Source organism: Rosenbergiella nectarea, from assembly GCF_900111105.1.
Lineage (GTDB): Bacteria > Pseudomonadota > Gammaproteobacteria > Enterobacterales > Enterobacteriaceae > Rosenbergiella > Rosenbergiella nectarea.
Genome location: NZ_FOGC01000004.1, coordinates 197,941 through 221,481 on the forward strand (window position 1 = coordinate 197,941; position 23,541 = coordinate 221,481).

The following is a 23,541-nucleotide window of genomic DNA, read 5'->3' on the forward strand; positions in this document are numbered from 1 at the left end:
GATGTCGTTTATATTTCATTCAGATTTGGTAATGAGTAACACTTTTTTTAATAAATTTTTATTAAAGCTTAAGACTATTTAGGGGTAATTATGAATTTAAAACCCGACGATTGCTGGCAGTGGCACTACGACTCGGAACACGATTCCGTCATGTTAGATTTTAACGATGGGTCAAGCTTCACTTCTCAATTCCCATCTAAGATGCTCATTCCTGACGCTTTTTCTTCTCATCCCTTCTGTGTAGAAGATGCTACGCTTTTCGAACAATTTGCTGAAAGCTGCCATCAGGCGCCGCTGGACGAAACTCAATCTCGACAACTGATTATTAATGGCTTAATAGCGTATCGGTTCCTGAAACCGCAAATGCCAAAAAGTTGGCATTTTATCACTCGCCGTCAAGCGATTCAGCCTGAAGTCGGTGAAATGGTTCTGACTGAACTCACCAGCAACAATGAACAAGCGCTACTGATGGTTGTTGAGACTAATCAGCAGGCTTCCTTATGTGTGGTCGCTCAACCTGAGCTGTTATTAAACAGCGGTAAATCGCTTTATCTTGGTGATGCGATCAAGATTATGAATGATCGCTTAGCCGCTTGGCAGCCAGAACACGTTTTAGTATTGGAAAAAGTCGGTTAATTCAGCTCGAGCTTTAAAAGACCTTCTTCAGGGACACAACAACAGCTTAATAGGGTTGATTCGCAGAGTGCGCGGCTATTTAACGCTTTAACCGAGCCTGATAGTTTAGTGAGTCGACAGCTGCCACAACTGCCCATGCGGCACGAGTAGGGAATAGAGTGTCCTTGTTGTTCTAATTGTTCCAGCAAGATTTGCTGGTTATTACCCGTAAACCGCTTTCCTGCAAATTCAATCTCTATCGCTTTTTCTACTGGCTCTAAACGGTTCGTTACGTGGGGTGTTTCCTGTACAGATTTCTTATTATATAATCGCGGCGGTTTGGTTTGTAGCACTGACAGGTCGTCACCGACTCGGATTATCCCGCTATGACGGGCGATTAAATTAAGCCCGAAATCGATATCTCCGCTACCATCAGCGGCCTCACGAAACTGAATTAAGGTGCGCATCGGTTCACCATTCGGGTGCTTACGGGCATTGCGACTATTAATCGTGGTGAGAATACACCGACTGCAGGGTTTGGCCACATCGAAAATAACCTCTCCTATACGCACCACCGCCCAATGATCTTCTTGCCAAGGCTCGGCCCCCGACACGACAAGGTTCGCTCGGAATTGTTCAATTGCGACGCCAGCGGGACAACGATTTTGTAGATCGTGTAAGGAACCCTCGTTGACTAATAAAAAAGGGTAACCGTCAGCAAAAGAGAGGGGATGTTCAGGCCGTTTCTTGATTTTCCGTTGAGGTATCTCGCCAATCCAACGTAATTGAACAGGATGTGGAAAATATTGACTTAGCCACTGATTGACCGCATCGGGTGCAACCTTTGCCGTAAAGTGGTTACCCCACACTTCTGTCGGAAAATTGACCACTGAAAAATCATCGAGTGTAATCAACGCATGCTGATGATCGGGAGCTTGAAGGTAGAGACCCTGCTGCGTCAAAGTGGGGGTGAAGAGTAGCATTTCAGGATACTTACGCGCCGTAACGAAGGTCCCATCTTCAAGGGTCACCATGAAATGTCGGTCCCAGGTTAATCCCGTGTCCTGAACCAGTGCATGGGAAAGCTGAGTACCTTGCATCGACTTTATGGGGTAAGTGAACAGTTTGGCGAGGCTAATCATTAAAAGGTGTCTCTTTCGTACGTAACAATTGCAGTAACTTTATGACATAGCGTTGTGATTCGCTATACTAAGCGCAAATTTTCCGATTTAAAGAACTTTATTATGAATTCTCTTTTTGCCAGCACCGGTCGTGGACTGGAAGAACTATTAAAAACAGAACTTGAGGGCTTTGGTGCTCAAGACATACGACTGGTGCCGGGAGGTGTTCACTACAGTGGTAATGATGAAGTGATGTACCGGAGTTTACTCTGGAGCCGGATCGCATCGCGGATCCTGTTACCCTTGGGAGAATTCAACGTTTTCAGTGACCTTGATCTCTACGTTGGTGCACAATCTATTGCTTGGGATGAGATCTTCGAGCCAGAATCCTCCTTTGTGATTAATTTCCAAGGGACTAACGACGAAATTCGTAATAGTCAATTTGGCGCGCTGCGGATCAAGGATGCCATTGTCGACAGTTTTACCCGTAAAAATCTCCCTCGTCCTAATGTCGACCGAGATTATCCGCATATCCGCATCAATGCTTGGCTACACCGCGATAAAGTCAGTATCTCCTTAGATTTAAGTGGCGATGCCTTGCATCAACGTAATTATCGTCATGCTACCGGTCAAGCGCCACTTAAAGAGACGTTAGCTGCCGCGATTATAATGCGTTCTGGCTGGAAACCGGGGGCACCGATGGTCGATCCGATGTGTGGTTCGGGCACGTTATTAATCGAAGCCGCAATGATGGCGGCAGATCGTGCACCTGGACTATTGCGTGACCATTGGGGCTTCTATGCCTGGAAAAAGTTCAACCAAACTGAATGGGATAAAGTTGTGGCTGATGCTCAGCAGCGCGCAAATTTGGGTATGCAGAGTAAGCAAATCCGTTTCTTTGGTTACGACAAAGACGGCCAAGTTATCGAGCGTGCGCAAACCAACGCCCGCCGTGCAGGGGTCGCGCCCTTTATCAGTTTCAAACGCCAAGATGCGATCCAGCTTAAAAACCCCCAGCCTGAAGCTGAAGTAGGAACTGTGATTAGCAACCCGCCTTATGGTGAGCGTCTTGAGAACGAGCCTGCCTTGATTGCATTACATAGCCAATTAGGGCGCATTCTTAAAGCTCAGTTTGGTGGGTGGAACCTATCGCTATTTAGCGGTTCTCCGGAGCTGCTCGACTGCTTACAATTACGTGCAGACCGTCAATTTAAAGCTAAGAACGGTCCGTTAGATTGCGTTCAGAAAAACTATAAACTGCGTGCACCAGTAGAAGGACAGGTTGTCGGGGAGTTAGCGCCGGACTTTGCGAACCGTCTTCGTAAAAATATCAAGAAGTTGGATAAATGGGCGAAGCAGGAAGGGATCGAGTGTTATCGTATCTACGATGCTGATCTGCCTGACTACAATATCGCGATTGACCGTTATGCCGACTGTGTCGTGGTTCAAGAGTACGCACCACCGAAAACCGTCGAGCCGCATAAAGCAAGGCAACGTTTGTTCGATGTGATTAGCGTGACCCTGCAGGTACTCGAATTACCGGCTAACAAATTAGTCCTAAAAACTCGCGAACGCCAAAAAGGGACGCAGCAATATCAAAAATTGGCGACCAAGAACGATTTCTTCGAGGTTAGCGAGTTTGGTGCGCATTTCCGGGTGAATTTAACCGATTATCTGGATACTGGCCTGTTTATTGACCACCGGCTAGCGCGTAAGATGCTGGGGGAAATGAGCAAAAATAAAGATTTCCTTAACCTGTTTGCTTATACCGGTACAGCAAGCATTCACGCGGCATTGGGTGGCGCAAAATCGACCACCACGGTGGATATGTCTCGGACCTATTTAGAGTGGGCGGAGCGTAATTTCCAATTAAACGATATTTCTGGGCAATCGCACCGCTTGATCCAAGCAGATTGTTTGAGCTGGATTAGAGAGTCGCGGGAATCTTTCGACGTAATTTTTATCGATCCGCCCACCTTCTCCAACTCTAAACGGATGGAAGAGAGCTTTGACGTACAGCGTGATCACCTGTCGCTGCTGACCGATCTGCAGTATCTATTACGGACCGGTGGCACAATAATGTTTTCGAATAATAAACGTGGATTCAAGATGGATCACGATGGTCTTGCCGCTATCGGTTTACAAGCGCGGGATATTACCGCTAAAACACAATCTCAAGATTTCTCTCGCAATAAACATATCCACAATTGCTGGTTAGTTACGCGTATAGGTCAGGAATAAAATTATGTCATTAATTAGCATTCATGGGGCTTGGCTCTCCTATAGCGACGCACCGTTACTGGATAACGCTGAATTACATATCGAAGAAAATGAGCGAGTCTGTCTCGTTGGCCGGAATGGCGCGGGAAAATCGACCCTGATGAAAATTATCAATCAGGAAGTCCCTCTTGATGATGGCCGTATCGTCTATGAACAAGATTTAGTCATCGCCCGCTTACAGCAAGATCCTCCGCGGAATATTGCCGGTTCGGTCTATGATTTCGTTGCTGAAGGGGTAGCGGAGCAAGCGCAGCATTTAAAAGCTTACCATGCGATTTCTCATACCGTGATGCTGGACCCTAGTGAGAAAAACCTTAATGAGATGGCTCGCTTGCAAGCCGTGCTTGATCATCAGAATCTCTGGCAACTTGAAAGCCGTATTAATGATGTATTGTTAAAAATTGGACTCGATGCCGATACTGAACTCTCTTCACTGTCAGGAGGGTGGTTACGTAAAGCTGCGTTAGGTCGTGCGCTGGTAGCAAATCCTAAGGTATTGATGCTTGATGAACCCACTAACCACTTGGATATCGAGACCATTCACTGGTTAGAAAGCTTTCTTAAGACGTTTAATGGCAGCATTATTTTTATCTCGCATGACCGTTCCTTTATTCGCAATATGGCAACCCGTATCGTCGATCTCGATCGCGGTAAATTAGTCTCTTGGCCAGGCGATTACGACCAATACCTGCTAGGCAAAGAGGAAGCGCTACGAGTGGAAGAACTCCAGAATGCAGAGTTTGACCGTAAGTTAGCGCAAGAAGAAGTGTGGATCCGTCAAGGCATCAAAGCGCGGAGAACCCGTAACGAAGGTCGGGTGAGGGCGCTTAAAGCATTGCGTAATGAGCGTTCTGAGCGTCGTGAAGTGATGGGCAAAGCCAACATGCAGGTCGGTGAAGCAAGCCGTTCGGGTAAAATTGTCTTCGAACTGGAAGATGTGGTCTATCACGCTGGCGGGAAAACGCTGGTGGATCAATTCTCCGTGCAGGTTCAGCGTGGCGATAAAATTGCCCTGATTGGTTCCAACGGCTGTGGTAAGACAACTTTACTGCGTTTAATGCTGGGTCAACTCAAGGCCGAACAAGGTCGTGTTCACATCGGAACCAAATTAGAAGTCGCTTACTTTGACCAACACCGCGCTGAATTAGACCCAGATCGCACAGTAATGGATAACTTGGCAGAAGGGAAGCAAGAGGTACTGGTAAACGGTAAGCCTCGGCATGTACTCGGTTATCTGCAGGACTTCCTCTTCCATCCGAAACGTGCCATGACCCCAGTCAGGGCACTATCAGGAGGAGAAAGAAACCGTTTATTGCTGGCTAAATTATTCCTGAAACCGAGTAACCTGTTAATTCTCGATGAACCCACCAACGATTTGGATGTAGAAACCCTAGAGCTCCTCGAAGAATTAATCGATGGTTATCAAGGGTCAGTACTACTGGTCAGTCACGATCGTCAATTCGTTGATAATACCGTAACGGAATGTTGGATCTTCGAAGGCGAGGGGGAAATTGGTCGTTATGTCGGTGGCTATCATGATGCACAACATCAACGCAGTACGTCGCGGGGTGCGCAGCGTAAGTCTCGTCCAGCCCCCGTGGTTGAAGCACCCGTAGCGGAACTGAATAAATCACCGGTCGTTAAGAAAGCACCCGCTAAACTAAGCTATAATTTGACTCGTGAGCTCGAACAGCTGCCGCAGAAGATGGAAAGTTTAGAGGCTGAAATCGCTCAGCTACAAAGCACCATGGCGGACGCAACCTTTTTCAGTCGCCCCCACGACGAGACCCAGCCAATCATTGACAAATTGGCGGCGGTTGAAGAGGAATTTAATACTGCCTTCGAACGTTGGGAATATTTGGAAAATCTTAAGAATGGTGAATAACGCATTGGTGCAGTATGAGTAACCATTGCCATCAGGATCAGACTCACCGCTGGGTGCTATGCCCTCACTGTGATATGACCACTAAGCTGCCCGGCCTTGTGCCGGGTACGCGGGCAACCTGTATGCGCTGTGAAAGTACCTTGGCAACCGCGTGGCATGAACCCCTACGTCGGCCAATGGTCTATGCATTTTCAGCCTTAGTCATGTTAGTTTTAGCGAATCTTTTCCCTTTTATTAGCATTAGCGTAATGGGAATGACTAACCAAATCAGTCTGTTACAAATTCCGCAAGCGATGGTCGACGATAAATATCGTTTTTTAGCGACGATATTCCTGTTGTTTGTGCAGATTATCCCTGCGACCTGCCTCGCCAGTATATTAATTCTCACTTTAAACCGACGTTTACCCCGTCAACTCACAATACCCCTTGCCAAAGGCCTGTTCTACATGAAGAACTGGGGGATGGCTGAGATCTTTATGGCGGGTGTTTTAGTCAGTTTTGTGAAATTAATGGCCTACGGTAAAATCGGGCTAGAACTGGGTTTCTGGCCATGGTGCCTATTTTGCCTCTGTCAATTACGGGCATTTCAGTGTCTAGAGCGTCACGTTATTTGGCAGCGAATTAGTCCAGTACCCCCTTTACCCATCGAGCCGACCGCTGGCATTAGCGGAATGAACCAAAATTTACGCAGTTGCCCCTGTTGTGCAGCGATAGTGGCAGCGGATGATCGCTATTGTCCTCGTTGTCATCAACGCGGCCATGCGCGTAAACCGCAAAGCTTGCAGTGGACGCTTTCATTATTAGTGACCTCAATCATTTTATATATTCCCGCCAACATCATGCCGATCATGGTCACTGATGCCTTAGGCAGTGCTTCCGGATCCAATATCATGGCGGGTGTAATATTTCTGTGGAATGAAGGGTCTTGGCCGATCGCGATGATTATTTTTGTAGCCAGTATCCTCGTACCCAGTATGAAGATCCTCGCGATTGGCTGGCTGAGTTGGAACGCGGGAGGTTATGGCACGCGCGATAACCACCGTATGCAGATTATCTATGAAATCGTTGAGGTTGTAGGGCGTTGGTCAATGGTCGACGTCTTTGTTATAGCTGTACTCTCAGCGTTAGTTCGCATGGGCGGATTAATGAATGTGTATCCGGCTGAGGGGGCATTGCTATTTTGCTTAGTCGTTATTTTAACGATGTTCTCAGCACAAGCCTTCGATCCCCGTTTGCTATGGGATCGAGAAGCTATCAAAACGAGTGAGGAAGAGTCCATTGAGTAATAATCATTTTGGTGAAGCCAAGATTAAACAAATCAAACGCTGGTCACCGGTGTGGATCGTACCCATCATCACCATCCTGATAGGTTCATGGATAATTTATTATCATTTCTCCCATCAAGGGCCGGAAGTGGTCCTTGTAACCAGTAACGCTGAGGGCATTGTCCCAGGTAAAACGGCGATAAAGAGTCGCAGTGTCGATATTGGTATGGTCGAGAGCGCCAAGCTCAGCGATGACTTACAACACGTCGAGATCCGAGCACGGCTAAATACCGGTATGGAAAAGATGCTACATAAAGATAGTGTTTTCTGGACCGTTAAGCCACAAATCGGCCGTGAAGGGGTGACAGGCCTCGGAACCTTGCTGTCAGGCTCCTATATCGAACTGCAAGCGGGGAGTAAAGGGGATGAATTGGCACTGTATAACCTGCTGGATTCGCCTCCACTTGCTTCACCCGATGCAAAAGGTATCCACATTAGCCTAAATAGCGAGCAAGCTGGACAACTTAATGCCGGTGATCCCGTTCTATTTAGGGGGTTCCGTGTTGGATCGGTTGAAAAAAGCCGTTTTGATGCAGAACAGCGCCAAATGGAATATCAACTCTTTATTCAAGCGCCTTACGACAGTCTGGTCACCAGTAATGTTCGTTTTTGGAAAGACAGCGGTATCGCGGTCGATATGTCAGCCTCTGGCATGCGCGTTGAGATGGGCTCATTAGCGACATTATTCAGCGGTGGCGTCAGCTTTGATGTGCCAGAGGGTTGGGATCGCGGCGTAGCAGCGGAAAATAAAGCCCATTACCATCTCTTTAATGACCAGCGTAGTATTACCGATTCGCTTTATACGCAACATACGGACTACTTATTATTCTTTAACGAGTCAATTCGCGGCCTACAAGAGGGTGCTCCCGTTGAATTCCGGGGTATTCGCCTAGGTACGGTTGCGCAGGTGCCCTTTATCATTCCAAGTATGTTGAAGAAATTGAACGGCGACTACCGTATACCGGTACTGATTAAGATTGAACCGGAACGTTTCTCGAAAAAATTAGGGGCGGACTTTAATCTGCAGCAACGTCTTGCCGATGGTCTACAACACGGGCTAAGAGCAAGTCTAAAAACCGCGAACTTAATTACCGGTGCGCTGTACGTTGACTTAGATTTTAATAATGATGCCGGCGCTTACAAAGGTCCAACGCAGATAGGTCACTATAATATCATCCCGACGATGAACGGCGGGCTAACGCAGATGCAGCAAAAAGTAATGTCGATTCTCGACAAGTTTGAGAAGCTTCCGCTGAACCCATTATTGACTGAGGCGACGGGTTCTCTGAAAGAAAGCCAAAAAACGATGCAACAACTGCAAATCACGTTGGATCATGTTAATCAAATAACCAACAGTCCAGCAATGAAAACCCTGCCGCAAGATATGCAGCAGACCTTGCGCGAATTGAATCAAAGTATGAAGGGCTTACAACCAGGCTCACCTGCTTATAATAAGCTAGTCGGGAATCTTCAACGTTTGGATCAAGTTCTCGCAGAGTTACAGCCTGTGCTACGTACCTTGAATAACAAGAGTAATGCCCTAGTGTTTGAGGCATCACCAGGTAACGATCCACAACCTAAAAAGGCTAAATAGTGAAAAAACTCTTAATAGCACTGCTGGCTGTCTGCTTGACAGCCTGTAGTAATAGCGAATCGACAAAGTATTATCAACTGACTACGCCACAAGGCGCTGCATCAGTGGCGACCTCGACAACTGCTTTCGGGCAGCAGCCGAAACATCTATGGGTACACTCTATCAACTTGCCTGACGCATTAGCGAATACGGGAATTGCTTTTCAAACGTCTGAGGTGGAATATCGACTGGCGGAGAAAAACCTTTGGGCGAGTCCGCTCGACCAACAATTACAACAGACGTTGATCACCAACTTGAGTAATTTGATGCCGAATTGGTTAGTGACGAATACGTCGTTGAAGGGAGATACCGACTCATTGGCTATCACCGTCACCGCATTTCAAGGACGTTGGGATGGACATGCGTTGGTGAAAGGTTATTGGCTTTATCAGCACCAAGATGAAGCGGTGCGTCGTCCTTTTGAACGTATTGTTCCACTTAATGATGATGGCTATCCAGCGTTGGTACAAGCGCTCTCGCAAGCATGGTATCAGGAAGCGCAGCAGTTGGCGTCACAGATTAGTCCTTAATGGTAGCCAATAACCTGATAAGGTGACTTAGCTCAAAACTTGCAAAGTTGTTCGAAAAATAGCCATTGATCTCGTTAGGAGAGAAGGGTAAAAAGGAGAAGGTGATGAATTTATCACCGCTTCTTTAAACCAACTATCTTTATGAGGGTAAACGGATATGAAGAGACAAAAACGCGATCGTTTGGAACGAGCTTACTCACTAGGGTATAAAACGGGAAAAAGCGGACGATCGAAAGAACTCTGTCCCTATCAAACGTTAGACTCAAGGTCACATTGGTTAGGAGGTTGGCGTAAGGCAATTGAAGAGCGCTCAGCCTTCGCATAAGACGAGAAATAAAAAAAGCAGATTTAACGAAATCTGCTTTTTTTTTGTGCGACCTAATTTAGAAAGATTCAGTATCTTTAAACAGGCCCACTTTCAGATCGGTAGCGGTGTATATTAATTTACCGTCTACAAAGACTTCACCATCGGCAACGCCCATCACTAATTTACGATTGATGACGCGTTTGAAGTGAATTTTATAAGTGACTTTTTTAGCGGTTGGCAGCACTTGCCCAGTGAATTTTACTTCACCCACGCCTAACGCACGGCCTTTACCTTCTGCGCCTAACCAGCCCAAATAAAACCCTACTAACTGCCACATAGCGTCTAAGCCTAAGCATCCTGGCATAACAGGATCGTTGACGAAGTGACACTTGAAAAACCAAAGTTCTGGGTTGATGTCGAGTTCAGCTTCGACGAAGCCTTTATCAAAGTGACCACCGCTTTCAGACATGAGAACAACTCTGTCCATCATTAACATATTGTCTGCAGGAAGTGGTGGTCCATTTTCACCAAACAATTTTCCTTGTCCTGACGCGATAAGGTCATCTTTGCTGTAGGATTCGCGTTTATCTACCATAGTTACATTTAGCCTTTTTCAATTGAAGCCCGAAGAATAGCGTACACTTGTACGCTGAGCAAGAGTTGTTAATCACGCTTCAGCCAGTTTAACCACCGCGAAGGAGAAAAAAATCCCCCCGGCGCTTTGACTGGCTGTTGGGCTTCATCAATACGTTGTTGGATGATTCCCAGAAGAGACTCGTCATCATTCTCAGTCACCCAGGGTAGCGACAATAACAGCTGAAGCGCTTGATCAACTGAACTGACGGGCCATAGGTGAAATTGCTGGTTTTTGACTGCCTCAATGACCTCATCAGACAACGATAGGTGACAACAATTCCGTTCGGGTAAAATAACACCTTGTTTTCCCGTTAGACCTTGTTGGGAACAGAGATGGAAAAAGCCTTCGATCTTCTCATTGAGGCCACCAACAGGCTGGACATTGCCAAATTGATCAACGGAACCCGTGACGGCAAAAGATTGTTGCAGAGGTTTGAGGGAGAGGGCGCTAATCAGCACTGCTAGTTCAGCTAAGGAAGCACTGTCGCCGTCCACTTCAGCATAGGATTGCTCGAACACCATCGACGCGGAGAAAGGAAGCTGTTGTTCAAGCTCCAGTTCCGCCATCAACCATGCCTCAATGATCATCATCCCCTTAGCATGAATATTGCCAGACAATTCAGCTTTACGTTCGACATCATTAATTTCGCCGTCGCCATAATGAGCTAAGCAACTAATTCGCGCAGGTTCCCCCCACGGGCGAGGATGACCCGGCAGATCGAGAACGGATAAACCATTAATCTGTCCAATTCTTTCCCCGTCTGTTTCCAATAAGCTGTGCGGGGCGGCTAAATCGCGCTGTAAAGTTTCAGGCAAATAACTTTCACGCCATTTCTGTTGCGCCAGAGCATCGCTGAGACTACTTTCAGTCAGGCTTTGACCTGCAGCATAGGCGGCACCAAGCTGCTTGTGTAACCACGTTGGATTGATAGGGAAGCGTTGCTGCTCATTGGTATAGCGTGAGGCTTCGCGTGTTAGGCGGAGTAAAAAGCCAACATCCGGTTCAGGAAGCGCCAAAGCCTGTGCCTGTAAGGCAACCCAACTCGCCCAGTCGACAAGCTGTTGATCAGTCGTGATTTCGGCGGTTTCTTCTATTTCGGTATACACTGCATTGGCGTGTAGCTCCGGCTCGCTATCACTGAATTCGGCTAAACTTTCTCGGCTACCCACTAAAATTAAGTTTATAGAGAGAGGGTAGTCCGGAATATGGATGGGAATGGGGCGACGAGGATCCGGCGCGTACCAAGCAATGCGCTGCTCGCTTATAAATTTTTTTAATCGCAACCACATTAAAGGTTGGGAAAGAAGGCAGTGGACAGAAAGGATTAATGTTCCGCCATTCGCTTTATGTAATAGCCCCAATTCCGGCGTCCAGAGGCCTTGCTGTTCACAGAGGTAACCAAATAATTGATCTGATTCAATCCAATCCGCATAATAAACTGCAGATTGAGTAGGATGACCCGGCACTTTCTCTAATTGAAATTGGTTAGCAGCGGGTGAATGATAACCCCACTGGTCAACAGTTTTACGTGGCAATCTTTGCTCGACGATTTGAGCGAGTGCTTTCACATTAGTGGGATGCTCTTCAAGCTTAATCAACAGTAATGGCGTAACAGGATTAAGGTCAAGTTGATCAATCGCGTTGAGCAACCGCGGCTGCAATGATTCTAAGCCAGACGCACTGGATGATAAGCCCTGAGAAAAAAGCGGAGCTAAACGCCGCGCGTCGGGTATAAGTTCTTGCCATGAAAGTGTTGAGCTAGTCAAAGTAATCTTATTTTGCCTTGGACGTAAAACAGCAATTGTACCGCAGTTCGCCACTCGACACCATGTAACCGATAGGCGACGACCACCGCTTTAAATTTGTCTGCAGAAAACCCTAAAGCTGGTATTCTAGTATTAAGTGATTAATCTTAAGGAACCTGATGAAATATTTACAGTTAGAGAATCTCGAGTCAGGCTGGAAATGGAAGTATCTCCTAAAAAAACACCGAGAAGGTGAATTGATCACGCGCCATATTGAGCAATCTGCGGCAGACGAGGCGGTGAATCAGCTTGTTAGTTATGAGCATCAACCTGAAAATATTTTGCGGTGGATTACGGAGCATATGAATCCCCAGCTTTCGATAAGGATGAGTCAGACGATTCGGGCAAGACGTAAGCGTCATTTCAATGCTGAGCAACAGCATACCCGCAAGAAATCTATCGATCTGGAATATTTGGTATGGCAGCGTTTAGCAGGGTTAGCCCAGCGAAGAAGCAGTACGCTTTCAGAAACGATTGTACAATTGATTGAAGACGCAGAGCGTAAAGAAAAATACGCCTCTCAGATGAGTTCTTTAAAAGATGACCTCGCCTCAATGCTAGGGTCAAAAAAAGAATAAAAAAAACCCCGCCTAAGCGGGGTTTTTTACAATGTTATCTTAGCCTTGTGGCTGAGAAACAACATCTTTAACGCCTTTAACTTCGATTTCTACGCGACGGTCTGGACCTAAGCAGTCGATCAGAGCAGCACGTTTCTTAACGTTGTCACAGGTGTTACCAGTTACTGGGTTAGATTCACCCATACCGCGTGCAGAGATCTTGTTAGAAGGGATGCCTTTAGAGACTAAGTAATCCACAACTGATTGAGCACGTTTCTCAGACAGGTTTTGGTTGTAGCTGTCAGAACCGATACGGTCTGTGAAGCCCAGAACAACAACAGAACCATCTTTAGGATCTAAGTTGCTTAACTGAGAGTACAGTTGGTCAAGAGCTGATTGACCAGAAGTTTTCAGCGTAGCTTTGTTGAAGGTGAACAGCACGTCTGATTTCAGAGTGAAGTGCTTAGTTTCAACAACTGGAGCTGGTGCTGGAGCTGGAGCAGGTGCTGGAGCCGCATCATCTTGACCGAAACGGTAAGATAAGCCAAGGCTCAGCATGCCGTTGTCAGGACGTGCGCCAGTGGTGTTACGGTCACCGATATTGTTAACCCATTGGTACTCTAAACGAGTTGCCCAGTTTTTGTTCAGAGCGTACTCGAAACCAGCTGCGGCTAATGGAGAAACACCAGTGTCGATGTTGTGATGACCTTGGGTGTCTTTAGCGTCTACACGCCATAACATGCCACCTAAACGAGTGTATACGTCTAAGTCATCAGTGATTGGGTAGCTGAGTTTAGCAGCAAGTTGAACACCTTGACCGATGAATGCGCCGTGGTTTTGACCAGTATATTTCATACGGCCTAACCAGTCATAACCCATTTCGAAACCTAAGTATGGGTTTGCTTGATAACCAACGAATGCACCAGCACCCAGTTGGTTGTCACGCGCTTCGTTAGTCACTTGGTAGTGGTTACCAGAGAAACCAGTGTCGTGGTATTGAGACCAACCTAATTTACCACCAACGTACCAAGTGTCATCTTTTGGTGCAGCTTGAGCAACGGTAGTTGCTAAACCTGCTAGTGCCACTGCAATTGCGATAGCTGTTTTTTTCATTTTGCGCCTCGTTATCATCCAAAATTGGCAATGAGCATAAAATTTGCTCTGGGTTGCAATTCTTCGCTGGGTCTTTTTCGCTCGTTTTATACTCAGCTAAAACTGGAGGTTTTTGAGCACCCTAGCGACCTAAAGTCTACAACGTGTTTAAAAACTTACAAGTAAGATATAACGATGTACAGTAAAAAACAGCATTTTATACACATTCGGTTACATTTAAAACTGAACTTCATTCGCTATAAAAAACTGAATAAGCCTTGGAAACGTTGCCCCGCCTGAAAGTGGTAAATAATTGGGCATACACAAATCCTGATAAAAATTTTCTTCAGATAATTCTCAATAAACCTAAAGAAATGCAAAAGTGGGAATTTTTTGATGACTTATGTGTCGGGTCGAGCGATTGGTAGGAGAATTTTTGTGCAAAATGAATACCACGGTATCAGATTCTTTAGCTAAAAAATCGAGGCTATTTTGTTGGTCTACGGTTAAGGTACTGTCTAACCATACAGTGATCACACTATAATTCCCGGATTTTATCGCCTGAATCATGGAATCCATCTTCTGTTCATCATTGAGCATAGGGATTTGTACTGATTTACTCAGCGAAATTCCTGAATGTTCCAACCAAGAACGGTCGAGTTTATTTTCAGGAGTTAACCACAGCATCCATTTTGCCTGTTGCCCGAGCTGCTTTATTGCAGGTAATAGCAGTAAATTAAGCAGGGTAGGTGAGGCGTTATCATAGCAAATTTGATTTACACCACCCAATGAAGGGGTTACCTCTGGCATAGAATGCATTTGCTTTGAAAAATCATTAACAGAATGGGGTGTGATCATGGTTAGCTCCTGTTTACTGTATGGATATACAGTAAATCTACTTCACCCAAAGATCAATCATTTCTTGCACCCAGAGATAGATTTGGAATGCATCACGAGCATTTTATAATTATTAATTGAACAACTAATATAAATTATTTAAGGTTAATGAAATGATAAGGATATCTATATCAATAGGTTAGCTTGTTCGTGATCAGGAGGATCGAAATGAATAGTTCTCAACAGCGCATTGCACAATATAAGAAAAAAGTTCTCCATCTCGGGGCCATCGCCTCTAAGACCCAGTTTGGAGGGTATTCACTTTCACTGGATGATGCCGTATTTGCCCTCGTTAAGCAGGGTACGCTTTACCTACGGGGGAGCGAGGCAATGTCTCAATATCTCGATACACACCCACTTGCTCCCTTCGTTTTCTGTAAAAGAGGTAGCGCTATCTCACTTAATTACTTTACGGTTGACGACGCGTTATGGCAGGACGACGTCAATCTTCTGAAATTATCTCGTGCGGCATGGCGGGATGCGCAAAATTGTCGGACTTACAAGCAAGCGCACCGCCGATTGAAGGATTTACCGAATCTAGGTATTCGCTTCGAAACTTTATTGAGAGAAGTGGGCATTCATACGGAGGAGCAACTCCGCCAAACGGGTGTTAAGCAATGTTGGACATTAATGCATCAACGCAATAAACATTTAGGCCCCCTCACACTCTTTTATTTGCAAGGAGCCATTATGGGGCTACATCATGCCGTGATACCCCATCCTATTCGGGACGAATTAATGGCTTGGCATAAAGAGTTCACCACCCGTTGTGTGAAGAATCCAGTCAACAATATCAGGATGCTAAGAGCGGCTCTTTAACTTTATTCATTTCACGTAAGGTGTGAATAATTAATGAGACCTGTTGAATGATGAGCGCTTTTTGAGGTTCATCATCAATCTCTATCGAATCAGCCAGTGCCGTTAACCCCGCGAGTGTTTGAAGGACTTCTTCGTTACTCAACGTCTGATAGTCCTCCATGCAAGCAGTTAGCGCATAAAGCAGGTTTACTAATTGCGGGTTGTGCGTGTGCTGCCGATGGGAGCCCAATGCCGCGATGTAGCTTAATAGACTGTGGTTGGTACAGAGGATTGAGAAGGAAGCCTCTTTAGCATCTGGCGAAGACCAGGCTTTATTTTCACCTAAAGCAATGACCGAGGCTAACTCTGCATCGGCATTATGAGCATCCCTGCGTGCAATACGATAGGACACACGATTATCCTTGCCGTGTTGATACTGCTGGGTCACGGCCTTTACATAACGTACGTTAGCCATGTAGGCTTTACTGATAACCGTTGAAAGTTGTCGATAGTGCCAATCGGGAAAGATAAAGGTTACGGCCAGCCAAGCTAATCCACAGCCCACCAGCGTATCAACGATGCGTGGGAAAGCGACATTAAATCCTTCACCCAGTAAATTGAAGCAAAATAGCACCATTAGCGTGATAAACAGCGTGGCTTGCGCATACTGAACTTGCCTAAACAAAAAGAACAGTACGCCAAATAGAACGATGGCGACTAACTGTCCGGGTAGAGAGGGGATAAGCCAAAGCAGGGGCAGCCCAATTAATATTCCTGCCAAGGTTCCGATAACTCTCAATGCTAAGCGTCGCTTAGTGGCAGAATAGTTGGGTTGGCAAACAAAAAGTGAGGTGAGTAGGATCCAGTAACCTCGCTCCAAGCTTATGGATTGAATAAAAAGATAGCCTAAGCAGAGCACCAGACTCACGCGAACAGCGTGTCTAAAAAGAGGTGACTTGGGGGAAAGATGGCTTTTTAGGCGTGATTTAATATCATGCCAACCTTGCAGGCCCTCAAAGGAGAGCTCAGTATCGATGTTTTGCCAATCAGTATTAGACAGTTGTTCTGATGCGACAGAAGCCAGTTGTTGATCAACAGCACGTAAATTTTTGAGCAGCCAACGTAAACGCTCACAGGTCTCCTTCTCTGCGAAAAGGGAGACTCGTTCTAATGCGACGTCTGCATTGGCGAGGGCACGCTCGAAGTGACCACTATGCTGGTAGTCTTGCTTGGTTTGGAGGCTTTCGGCTATCTCTCGGCACGCCATTGCCTGATGTCGAAGTAGACGCTCGCAGCGAAACATTAGTTCATTGAAGTGCCAATTATCTTGTAAGCGTAGATGGTCGATATGGGACGAATTAGCCCGCTCGTGGATCTCTTGCGCCACAAAGTAATAAAGTAAGGCTCGTCGACTGGTGCTACTCGCCCGGTCACCGCGTAGCCGACTCTGGATAGCTGTTTTAACAAGATTAAGTTGCTGCACCAATTGGCTATTTGCCATTGATAACTTATACAGAGGGCGATCGTTATGGGCTGTACCGTCCGGATCAAACAGCGTCGCTTTAGACTCTAAGTATTTTGCGAGCGAGCTATAAGTATTAATCAATTGTGCTTCAACAGGGCGGGCAGGGAAGAGTAAATGATTAATGATCGTAAAAAGATAATAGACGCCGGCACCCGCTAACAAAAATAACGGTTGAATATACCATTTAGGGAATAACCCAATCCCCAACATGGTATAAATCGCAGTTAAAATGGCACCAAAGGCAATGGTGGCATAGCGTTGACCGAGGGCACCCAGCATGATGAATGCCCAACTTGAAAGTCCTAACCCAGCGAGAAATAGTAGCGGATACGGGAAGAGCAGTTCAACGCTAATGGTGGCTATAGCAAAGCAGACGAGCGTGATCACAATATTTTTAAGCCGACCCGTTAACCGATCGTCAATATCAGTTAACGCGGCGGCGACAATCCCCAAAATCAACGGGATGGTCCAAATTACCGTATGATGGCGCCACGCAAAGAGCGCGACACAGCTCATTGCAACAAAAATTCGGACGGGTTCTTGCCATAAACGGTTCAGAATATAATGTTGCCAGTGTTTACGGAGCACGCTGCGACTGACCATGATTACTTACCGTATTGTAGACGCGCAGCATTCTCGCGCGCTATCTGGGCTTCCTCGACGCTGACGACTCGACGCCCTACAGGCCATAATGCGATCACGGCAATTTTAAAGTGCGCTATCCCTGTCGGAATGCCAATAAGGGTTAAGCACTGCGCAATTCCGATCGAAATATGGGAAAGACAGAGCCACCAACCGAACAGGATCAGCCACACGACATTTACTATGGTGCCACCTGAATTCATCAGGGTGTTTTTATTTTCGGGTCTGAGTAGATCGACATGGATAGCCTCGTTACCGAAGGGTACGAAAGATAGTTTAGTGATCTCCCAGCATGAACGGGTGAGGGGAAGCGTAAAAATACAGACGACAGTCAGTAAAGTGACTACTAGCCATGAAAAGCTAGTAATGAAACCGCCGAGGAAAAAATTCAAAAGATTAAGCACACTTCGCATGCAATGATTATCCCTTTTTAAGATTATATCGAGGTAGATTTATCTGGAGGCTCAGCCTATTGGCAGTTAAAATCGAAAACAGAGATAGTGTAAATCAATGGCCAGGTGCATGGAACTAAAAGCAACGTCAATCGGAAAGAAGCTCGCACAGCATCCCTATCATCGGGTGCGAATGCTTGCTGCAGGTGTTGAAGTCTCTGGTGATCATCATGAATACATCATCCCTTTCAATCAATTGATCGGGGTTCGCTGTAAGCGCGGTGTGGTATGGGGAGAACTTGAGTTCCAATTAGCGGATGACAAAGTTGTGCGTTTACACGGCACTGAATGGTCTGAAACGCAGCGATTTTGGCAATATCTGATGAAATCCTGGCAATCTTGGACACAACAGATGGTCGTAATCAGTGATCAAGTGCTCACTGACCTGCAACAATTTATTCTCGATGCAGTGCAAAAAGACCGTTGGCTTACACAAGAAGCGTTGCAGGGGATGCAAACCCATATCCACGAAACGTTAACCGCTCTGCCGTTACCCAGTGAGCGTCTCCAAGCATTTCCTGAAAGTTACGCGCGTTGGCAATTTTGTCATGCATGGTTAACCGCGCCCGAATCACAGCGCCAATTGCGTAATCGTCAATGGATGACCCAACTTGAATCGCGCTACGCTGAGTTCTTTGCAACGGTAGAAAGCTCTCCATTAAATGCTTCTCAGCGTCAAGCCGTGATGAATGACGAAAAATCAGTGTTAGTTTTGGCGGGTGCCGGGAGCGGTAAAACGTCGGTATTAGTCGCGAAAACGGCATGGTTAATGATGCGTAAACAGGCGCAAGCAGAACAGATTGTTGTCTTAGCGTTTGGTCGCAAAGCCGCTGAAGAACTTAATCAGCGAATAACGTTACGTACTGGCGCATCCAATGTGACGGCGAAAACGTTTCATGGACTAGCCTTGGCAATAATCCAGCAAGCCACTAATAAACAGCCCATCATTACCGAGTTAGAAAATAATACTGCTGAGCGACATAAATTATTACTCGATCAGTGGGTAGAGCAGTGCAGCCAGAAAAAAGCCGCGGCTAACCAATGGCGACAGTGTCTCGAAGAGGATTTAGGTTGGACTTTAACGGAAACCGCTTATTGGCAGCAGCCAGATATTCAGAAAAAGATCCCTCTCATACTCGATAAGTGGCTGGGATTGGTCAGAATGCACGGCGGTACTCAAGCACAAATGATCGAACAGGCTAAGGAAGACGAGAGACTGCTATTCTCGAAACGGATTAAGTTGATGGCACCGATCGTCAAAGCTTGGAAAGCGGCTTTAAAAGCGGAAGGGGCGGTGGATTTTGCGAGTTTACTTGAGCAAGCCTGCGGTCTGATTGAAAAAGGGCGCTTTATCAGTCCTTGGAAGTATCTGTTAATCGACGAATTTCAGGATATTTCGCCGCAGCGAGCCAAATTGATCTCATTACTCCGTCAGCAAAATAAACATAGCCACTTATACGTGGTGGGCGACGACTGGCAAGCCATCTATCGCTTCGCCGGTGCACAACTTGATTTAACCACAAAATTTTCTCACACCTTTGGTGAGGGGGCTGTGTGCCAATTGGATACGACGTACCGGTTCGATCAGCGGCAAAACGATATTGCGGCCCAATTTATTCAACAGAACCCAGCCCAGATCAGTAAAACCATTATCAGCACCCGACCGGGAAGCAAGAAGTCGGTCACTCTGTTGTACGAAAGCCAATTGGAGGCATTATTCGATAAGCTCAGTGGTTTCGTGACACAGCAAGAGACTATTTTGGTGCTGGGGCGTTACCATTATCTCAGACCGAAGGTGCTCGATAAAGCCGCGACCCGTTGGCCAACGCTGACGATCGATTTTATGACTATCCATGCCAGTAAAGGGCGAGAAGCCGATTATGTGATCCTTTGTGGGCTGAATGCAGGAAAAGATGGCTTCCCAGCGGAGTCACAAGAGACCATTATTGAGCGGGGATTACTCGTCGAACAAGAATCTTACCCTTATGCAGAAGAGCGCAGACTCGCCTACGTCGCAATGACCAGGGCAAAACAGAGGTTATGGTTGCTGTTTGATCCTAAGAACGCTTCTCCCTTCGTCGACGAGCTAAAACAATCTGGTGTGCCAGTCGCGAAGAAACCTTAAGCCCCTAGGGGCTTAATGACGAAGCAGGGGAGAGGTGATTTTAGAGCGGACTCGTTCGGCAATATCATCCAATTCTGGATTATCGAGATGCTCGTTAAGGATTTCACCCGTCAGTTGCGATTCGGCCACATAAGTCTGGACCGTCTCTCCGCCCTCATCTTCCATCACCACGTAGTACCATGGAAGAACTAATAGCCCTTCGTGGATAATCAGACTGGCCGGTGTCGGCGTTTGCAATGCATAGGCGGGGTCCATATCGACAATCACCCCCAAAGCGCCCGTCAATTGATGACGGACTTGTTGACCAATTCCAAATTTACACTTGATCATAATAGTCTCCAACGCAGTATTGATAGGAGATCTGGGGGCGGTTAGTCATTTTTCAAGTCAGTAGACTTGGCAAACAAAGCCTTTTAGATATAACCCTTCGGGGTAAGCACTGCTTACAGGGTGATCAGCGGCTTGACGGAACTGTTCAATAAACTGCGCTGTTTTACCCGCATCGACAGCGGCATCGGCAACAATTTTTTGAAAGAGTTCAGTCGTCATCAGCCCTGAGCATGAGAAGGTTAATAAGAAACCGCCTGGACGCAAGAGCTGCATGGCAAGCATATTGATATCTTTATATCCTCGACAAGCACCCATCAGTTGATTCTTATTTTCGACGAATTTAGGGGGGTCCATGACAATCACATCGAAGTGTTGGCCTTCATCGCGATAACGGCGTAATAACTTAAAAACATCATCACGCAGGAACTCCGCTTTCGATAAATCGAGTTGATTGAGCGTGATATTTTGACGCGCAATATCGAGTGCTTCTTGCGACGTATCGACGCTGGTGACTTTCTTACATCCGCCGATCAAGGCAGAGACGGCAAAACCTCCGGTGTAGGAGAAGCAGTTTAAGACCTCGGCATCTTTGGCATAACGACGTAAACCGAAGCGGCTGTCACGTTGGTCGAGGTAGTAACCGGTCTTATGGCCTCGTTGGATATCCACCAACAGTTTCATACCATGCTCGGTAATCGGCAACAGGGCAGGAGGAGTATCACCCGAAATGACCCCTTGAACCTGTTCCAGGCCTTCTTTCTTCCTTACGGCAACGTCGGAACGTTCGTATAAATGACACTCTGGGAAAAGCTGCTGTAATGCAGTCGTTAAGGCCGGACGTTGGTATTCAGCACCCGCTGACAGCAGTTGTAGAACGAGAAACTGACCGAATCTATCGATGGTGATCCCTGGCAAGCCATCGGACTCTCCAGCAATCAAGCGATAGCTGTCCAGATCATCTTTTGCCGCAAGCCAGGTGCGTAATTTCAGCGCTTGTTCCAGCTTGCGGGTGAAAAAAGCGATATCGATTGATTCCGTTGGATCAAAGCTCCATACCCGCGCACGAATTTGTGAGGAAGGTGAGAACGCGGCTTTCGCTAACCAACGGCCATGAGCATCACAGACATCAACCGTTTCACCCGAGGTGGCTTTACCTTCCATTTTGTTAATTGCCCCAGAGAAAATCCAAGGGTGCTTGCGAAGCAGTGATTTTTCGCGTCCTTTTGCAAGGATAATTCGTGCAGTCATAATAGTCTTTACGTTAAAAGTAATATAAGGGTGTGCGATCGATAAGCACGTTTACTGATCCCGGCAGAGGCCGTGCGTTATAAGCACTTGGCAGGCTTAGGCAATCCCGCGATTTTTGTCGCTTGTTTGGCAGGGCCATCGGGAAAAAGGCGGAACAAATAACGACTGTTACCTTTCTCTTCGCCAAACTTCTTCGCCATCGCTTTCACCAGCATCCGAATTGCCGGTGAGGTATTGAATTCGGTGTAGAAATCTCTGACGAAAAGGATAACTTGCCAATGTTCTGGAGTAAGCCCGATCTGCTCTTGCTCGGCGATCGCTTCGGCCAAGGCTTCGCTCCAGTCACTGCTCTTTTTTAGGTAACCTTCGTTATCTGTCTCTATTTCTTTATTGTCGAAAATCATCGTTAACATCTCATGAAACCATGATCAGGATGGTATCAAGGTTTTTACCCAAAAAAATAGCCTTTATTTCTAAAGGCTAATTTCTTATCTATCACCGTCGGGATTAGTCGTTGCGTGAGGCAAAACCTAACAGGTTGAGTAAGCTTAAAAAGATATTATAAATCGAGACATATAAGCTCACGGTGGCGCGAATATAATTTGTTTCGCCACCCTGCACGATATTACTGGTCTCCCACAGAATCGCGGCAGAAGAAAACAGAATGAACAGTACGCTAATCGTCATTTGTAGAGCAGGTAGTTGTAGAAAAAGATTCGCGATGACCGCGACTAACAGTACCACGAAGCCGGTCATCAAGATCCCGTTTAAAAATGACATATCACGGCGAGTCGTCAGCACATAAGCCGAACAGCAGAAAAAGACCAGAGCTGTCCCCGCTAAGGCAAAAGCAATCGTTTCACCCATCCCCGCACTTAAGTAACGACTAAGAATAGGTCCCAAACAATAGCCCAGGAATCCGGTGAAAGCGAACGCTGCGAGGAGACCTATTGGCCGGTCGGCGAGACGATGTGTAAGGAACATCAAGCCGTAAAAGCCGGCCAACGTTAAAATAAAGCCGGGTGCCGGTAAGTTGAATAGAATACTGGCAGTCGCTGTCATGGCAGAGAAAGCGAGTGTTAAACCAAGTAAGAAGTAGGTATTACGTAAAACATGATGCGAAGCCGAAGCGTGGCTTGCGCTGCGAGAAGTAATAATTTTTTCCATGATGAGTCCTTTTATTATTTTTTACCCGCACAAGTTAATCCTTACCTAGCAAGGATTGAAGGTGTTTTACCCATCTTTACCTCGGTTGTAGTAGAACCACTGGGTGTTTCTGCCTGTTTTATCATCATTAAGTCTGTTTTTGCTTGTTTTTGCAGCGAATGATACATTTCGCTATTTACAATGTTTTGGGGAGTGTTTATAGTGCGCCTCATTGCGGAGGGGTGGCCGAGCGGCTGAAGGCAGCGGTCTTGAAAACCGCCGATGGGCAACCATCCGAGAGTTCGAATCTCTCCTCCTCCGCCACTTACTTCGGTAAGGGCATAATAGTATTGTGTCGTAGTAAAAAAAATTTGCGGAGGGGTGGCCGAGCGGCTGAAGGCAGCGGTCTTGAAAACCGCCGATGGGCAACCATCCGAGAGTTCGAATCTCTCCTCCTCCGCCACTCTTTAAGAAACCAGCCTACGGCTGGTTTTTTGCATTTCTGCTGTAGCCTATATTCTTCTCTACCTCGATCCGCCCGCTAATGACTGATAGTGATTTACACCGTCAGACTATTCTTCAAATAGAGTT

The 23,541-nt window shown here is 46.5% G+C and carries 21 protein-coding genes and 2 tRNA genes; 12 read left to right on the forward strand and 11 right to left on the reverse strand.

Annotated elements, in window-relative coordinates; all coding sequences use genetic code 11:
- The first annotated feature begins 90 nt into the window (after nucleotides 1–90).
- Entirely contained in the window at nucleotides 91–636 is a 546-nt protein-coding gene (locus tag BMX14_RS06980) for a cell division protein ZapC (RefSeq protein ID WP_092674698.1), read from the forward strand.
- Here BMX14_RS06980 and BMX14_RS06985 read toward each other — a convergent pair.
- Nucleotides 633–1,757: a YcbX family protein gene (locus BMX14_RS06985; RefSeq protein ID WP_092674701.1), complete on the reverse strand. Its 1,125-nt coding sequence runs from the start codon at nucleotides 1,755–1,757 to the stop codon at nucleotides 633–635. The genes BMX14_RS06980 and BMX14_RS06985 overlap by 4 nt on opposite strands.
- A gap of 102 nt (nucleotides 1,758–1,859) precedes the next feature.
- Here BMX14_RS06985 and rlmKL point away from each other — a divergent pair, with 102 nt between their 5' ends.
- From rlmKL to rmf, 6 genes are all read left to right on the forward strand, one after another.
- On the forward strand, nucleotides 1,860–3,977 hold the full coding sequence (gene rlmKL, locus BMX14_RS06990) for a bifunctional 23S rRNA (guanine(2069)-N(7))-methyltransferase RlmK/23S rRNA (guanine(2445)-N(2))-methyltransferase RlmL (protein ID WP_092674704.1): 2,118 nt from the start codon (nucleotides 1,860–1,862) through the stop codon (nucleotides 3,975–3,977).
- Nucleotides 3,978–3,981: 4 nt separating this feature from the next.
- Nucleotides 3,982–5,901, forward strand: a complete 1,920-nt coding sequence (locus BMX14_RS06995) for an ABC transporter ATP-binding protein (protein WP_092674707.1) — start codon at nucleotides 3,982–3,984, stop codon at nucleotides 5,899–5,901.
- 14 nt (nucleotides 5,902–5,915) lie between these two features.
- Nucleotides 5,916–7,187, forward strand: a complete 1,272-nt coding sequence (pqiA, locus tag BMX14_RS07000) for a membrane integrity-associated transporter subunit PqiA (RefSeq protein ID WP_092674710.1) — start codon at nucleotides 5,916–5,918, stop codon at nucleotides 7,185–7,187.
- Nucleotides 7,180–8,820, forward strand: a complete 1,641-nt coding sequence (pqiB, locus tag BMX14_RS07005; protein WP_092674713.1) for an intermembrane transport protein PqiB — start codon at nucleotides 7,180–7,182, stop codon at nucleotides 8,818–8,820. Before pqiA ends, pqiB begins: the two co-directional genes overlap by 8 nt.
- Entirely contained in the window at nucleotides 8,820–9,389 is a 570-nt protein-coding gene (gene pqiC / locus BMX14_RS07010; protein ID WP_177173101.1) for a membrane integrity-associated transporter subunit PqiC, read from the forward strand. Before pqiB ends, pqiC begins: the two co-directional genes overlap by 1 nt.
- A 157-nt stretch (nucleotides 9,390–9,546) precedes the next feature.
- Nucleotides 9,547–9,714, forward strand: a complete 168-nt coding sequence (gene rmf / locus BMX14_RS07015) for a ribosome modulation factor (RefSeq protein ID WP_092674719.1) — start codon at nucleotides 9,547–9,549, stop codon at nucleotides 9,712–9,714.
- Between the two features lie 58 nt (nucleotides 9,715–9,772).
- Here rmf and fabA read toward each other — a convergent pair whose 3' ends face one another.
- Both fabA and BMX14_RS07025 read right to left on the reverse strand, forming a co-directional pair.
- Nucleotides 9,773–10,291 carry a bifunctional 3-hydroxydecanoyl-ACP dehydratase/trans-2-decenoyl-ACP isomerase gene (gene fabA / locus BMX14_RS07020; protein WP_092674722.1) on the reverse strand — a complete coding sequence of 173 codons (519 nt, stop codon included), beginning with the start codon at nucleotides 10,289–10,291 and terminating at the stop codon, nucleotides 9,773–9,775.
- Nucleotides 10,292–10,359: 68 nt separating this feature from the next.
- Entirely contained in the window at nucleotides 10,360–12,099 is a 1,740-nt protein-coding gene (locus BMX14_RS07025; protein ID WP_177173102.1) for an AAA family ATPase, read from the reverse strand.
- A gap of 158 nt (nucleotides 12,100–12,257) precedes the next feature.
- On the opposite strand from BMX14_RS07025, the gene matP reads away from it, so the two are divergent.
- A complete protein-coding gene (matP, locus tag BMX14_RS07030) occupies nucleotides 12,258–12,716 on the forward strand; it encodes a macrodomain Ter protein MatP (protein ID WP_092674727.1) in 459 nt (152 codons plus the stop codon).
- Between the two features lie 39 nt (nucleotides 12,717–12,755).
- Here the strand turns inward: matP and ompA are convergent, their stop codons facing one another.
- Together ompA and BMX14_RS07040 are read right to left on the reverse strand one after the other, a co-directional pair.
- Nucleotides 12,756–13,808: a porin OmpA gene (ompA, locus tag BMX14_RS07035; protein ID WP_092674730.1), complete on the reverse strand. Its 1,053-nt coding sequence runs from the start codon at nucleotides 13,806–13,808 to the stop codon at nucleotides 12,756–12,758.
- Nucleotides 13,809–14,153: 345 nt separating this feature from the next.
- A complete protein-coding gene (locus BMX14_RS07040; protein ID WP_092674733.1) occupies nucleotides 14,154–14,645 on the reverse strand; it encodes a SulA-like leucine-rich domain-containing protein in 492 nt (163 codons plus the stop codon).
- A 207-nt stretch (nucleotides 14,646–14,852) separates the two neighbouring features.
- On the opposite strand from BMX14_RS07040, the gene BMX14_RS07045 reads away from it, so the two are divergent.
- Nucleotides 14,853–15,503 (forward strand): TfoX/Sxy family DNA transformation protein, encoded by a 651-nt coding sequence (locus BMX14_RS07045; protein WP_092674737.1) that lies wholly within the window; start codon nucleotides 14,853–14,855, stop codon nucleotides 15,501–15,503.
- Here the strand turns inward: BMX14_RS07045 and yccS are convergent.
- On the reverse strand, nucleotides 15,478–17,610 hold the full coding sequence (yccS, locus tag BMX14_RS07050) for a YccS family putative transporter (RefSeq protein ID WP_092674740.1): 2,133 nt from the start codon (nucleotides 17,608–17,610) through the stop codon (nucleotides 15,478–15,480). The genes BMX14_RS07045 and yccS overlap by 26 nt on opposite strands.
- A gap of 2 nt (nucleotides 17,611–17,612) precedes the next feature.
- The gene (locus BMX14_RS07055; protein WP_092674743.1) at nucleotides 17,613–18,062 is read right to left on the reverse strand and encodes a YccF domain-containing protein; all 450 of its coding nucleotides are present in this window, start codon (nucleotides 18,060–18,062) and stop codon (nucleotides 17,613–17,615) included.
- Between the two features lie 109 nt (nucleotides 18,063–18,171).
- Between BMX14_RS07055 and helD the strand changes: the two genes are divergently transcribed.
- Nucleotides 18,172–20,226: a DNA helicase IV gene (helD, locus tag BMX14_RS07060; RefSeq protein ID WP_092674746.1), complete on the forward strand. Its 2,055-nt coding sequence runs from the start codon at nucleotides 18,172–18,174 to the stop codon at nucleotides 20,224–20,226.
- Nucleotides 20,227–20,238: 12 nt separating this feature from the next.
- Here the strand turns inward: helD and hspQ are convergent, their stop codons facing one another.
- The 4 genes from hspQ to yccA form a co-directional block, all read right to left on the reverse strand.
- Entirely contained in the window at nucleotides 20,239–20,556 is a 318-nt protein-coding gene (hspQ, locus tag BMX14_RS07065) for a heat shock protein HspQ (protein ID WP_092674748.1), read from the reverse strand.
- Nucleotides 20,557–20,613: 57 nt separating this feature from the next.
- A complete protein-coding gene (gene rlmI, locus BMX14_RS07070) occupies nucleotides 20,614–21,804 on the reverse strand; it encodes a 23S rRNA (cytosine(1962)-C(5))-methyltransferase RlmI (RefSeq protein ID WP_092674750.1) in 1,191 nt (396 codons plus the stop codon).
- 77 nt (nucleotides 21,805–21,881) lie between these two features.
- Nucleotides 21,882–22,208, reverse strand: a complete 327-nt coding sequence (gene tusE, locus BMX14_RS07075) for a sulfurtransferase TusE (RefSeq protein ID WP_177173107.1) — start codon at nucleotides 22,206–22,208, stop codon at nucleotides 21,882–21,884.
- Nucleotides 22,209–22,311: 103 nt separating this feature from the next.
- Complete coding sequence (gene yccA, locus BMX14_RS07080) at nucleotides 22,312–22,971, reverse strand: FtsH protease modulator YccA (RefSeq protein ID WP_092674754.1); 660 nt, start codon at nucleotides 22,969–22,971, stop codon at nucleotides 22,312–22,314.
- Between the two features lie 215 nt (nucleotides 22,972–23,186).
- Between yccA and BMX14_RS07085 the strand changes: the two genes are divergently transcribed.
- Together BMX14_RS07085 and BMX14_RS07090 are read left to right on the forward strand one after the other, a co-directional pair.
- Nucleotides 23,187–23,274, forward strand: a tRNA-Ser gene (locus BMX14_RS07085).
- A gap of 51 nt (nucleotides 23,275–23,325) precedes the next feature.
- Nucleotides 23,326–23,413: transfer RNA gene (locus tag BMX14_RS07090), tRNA-Ser, on the forward strand.
- Nucleotides 23,414–23,541 lie beyond the last annotated feature (128 nt).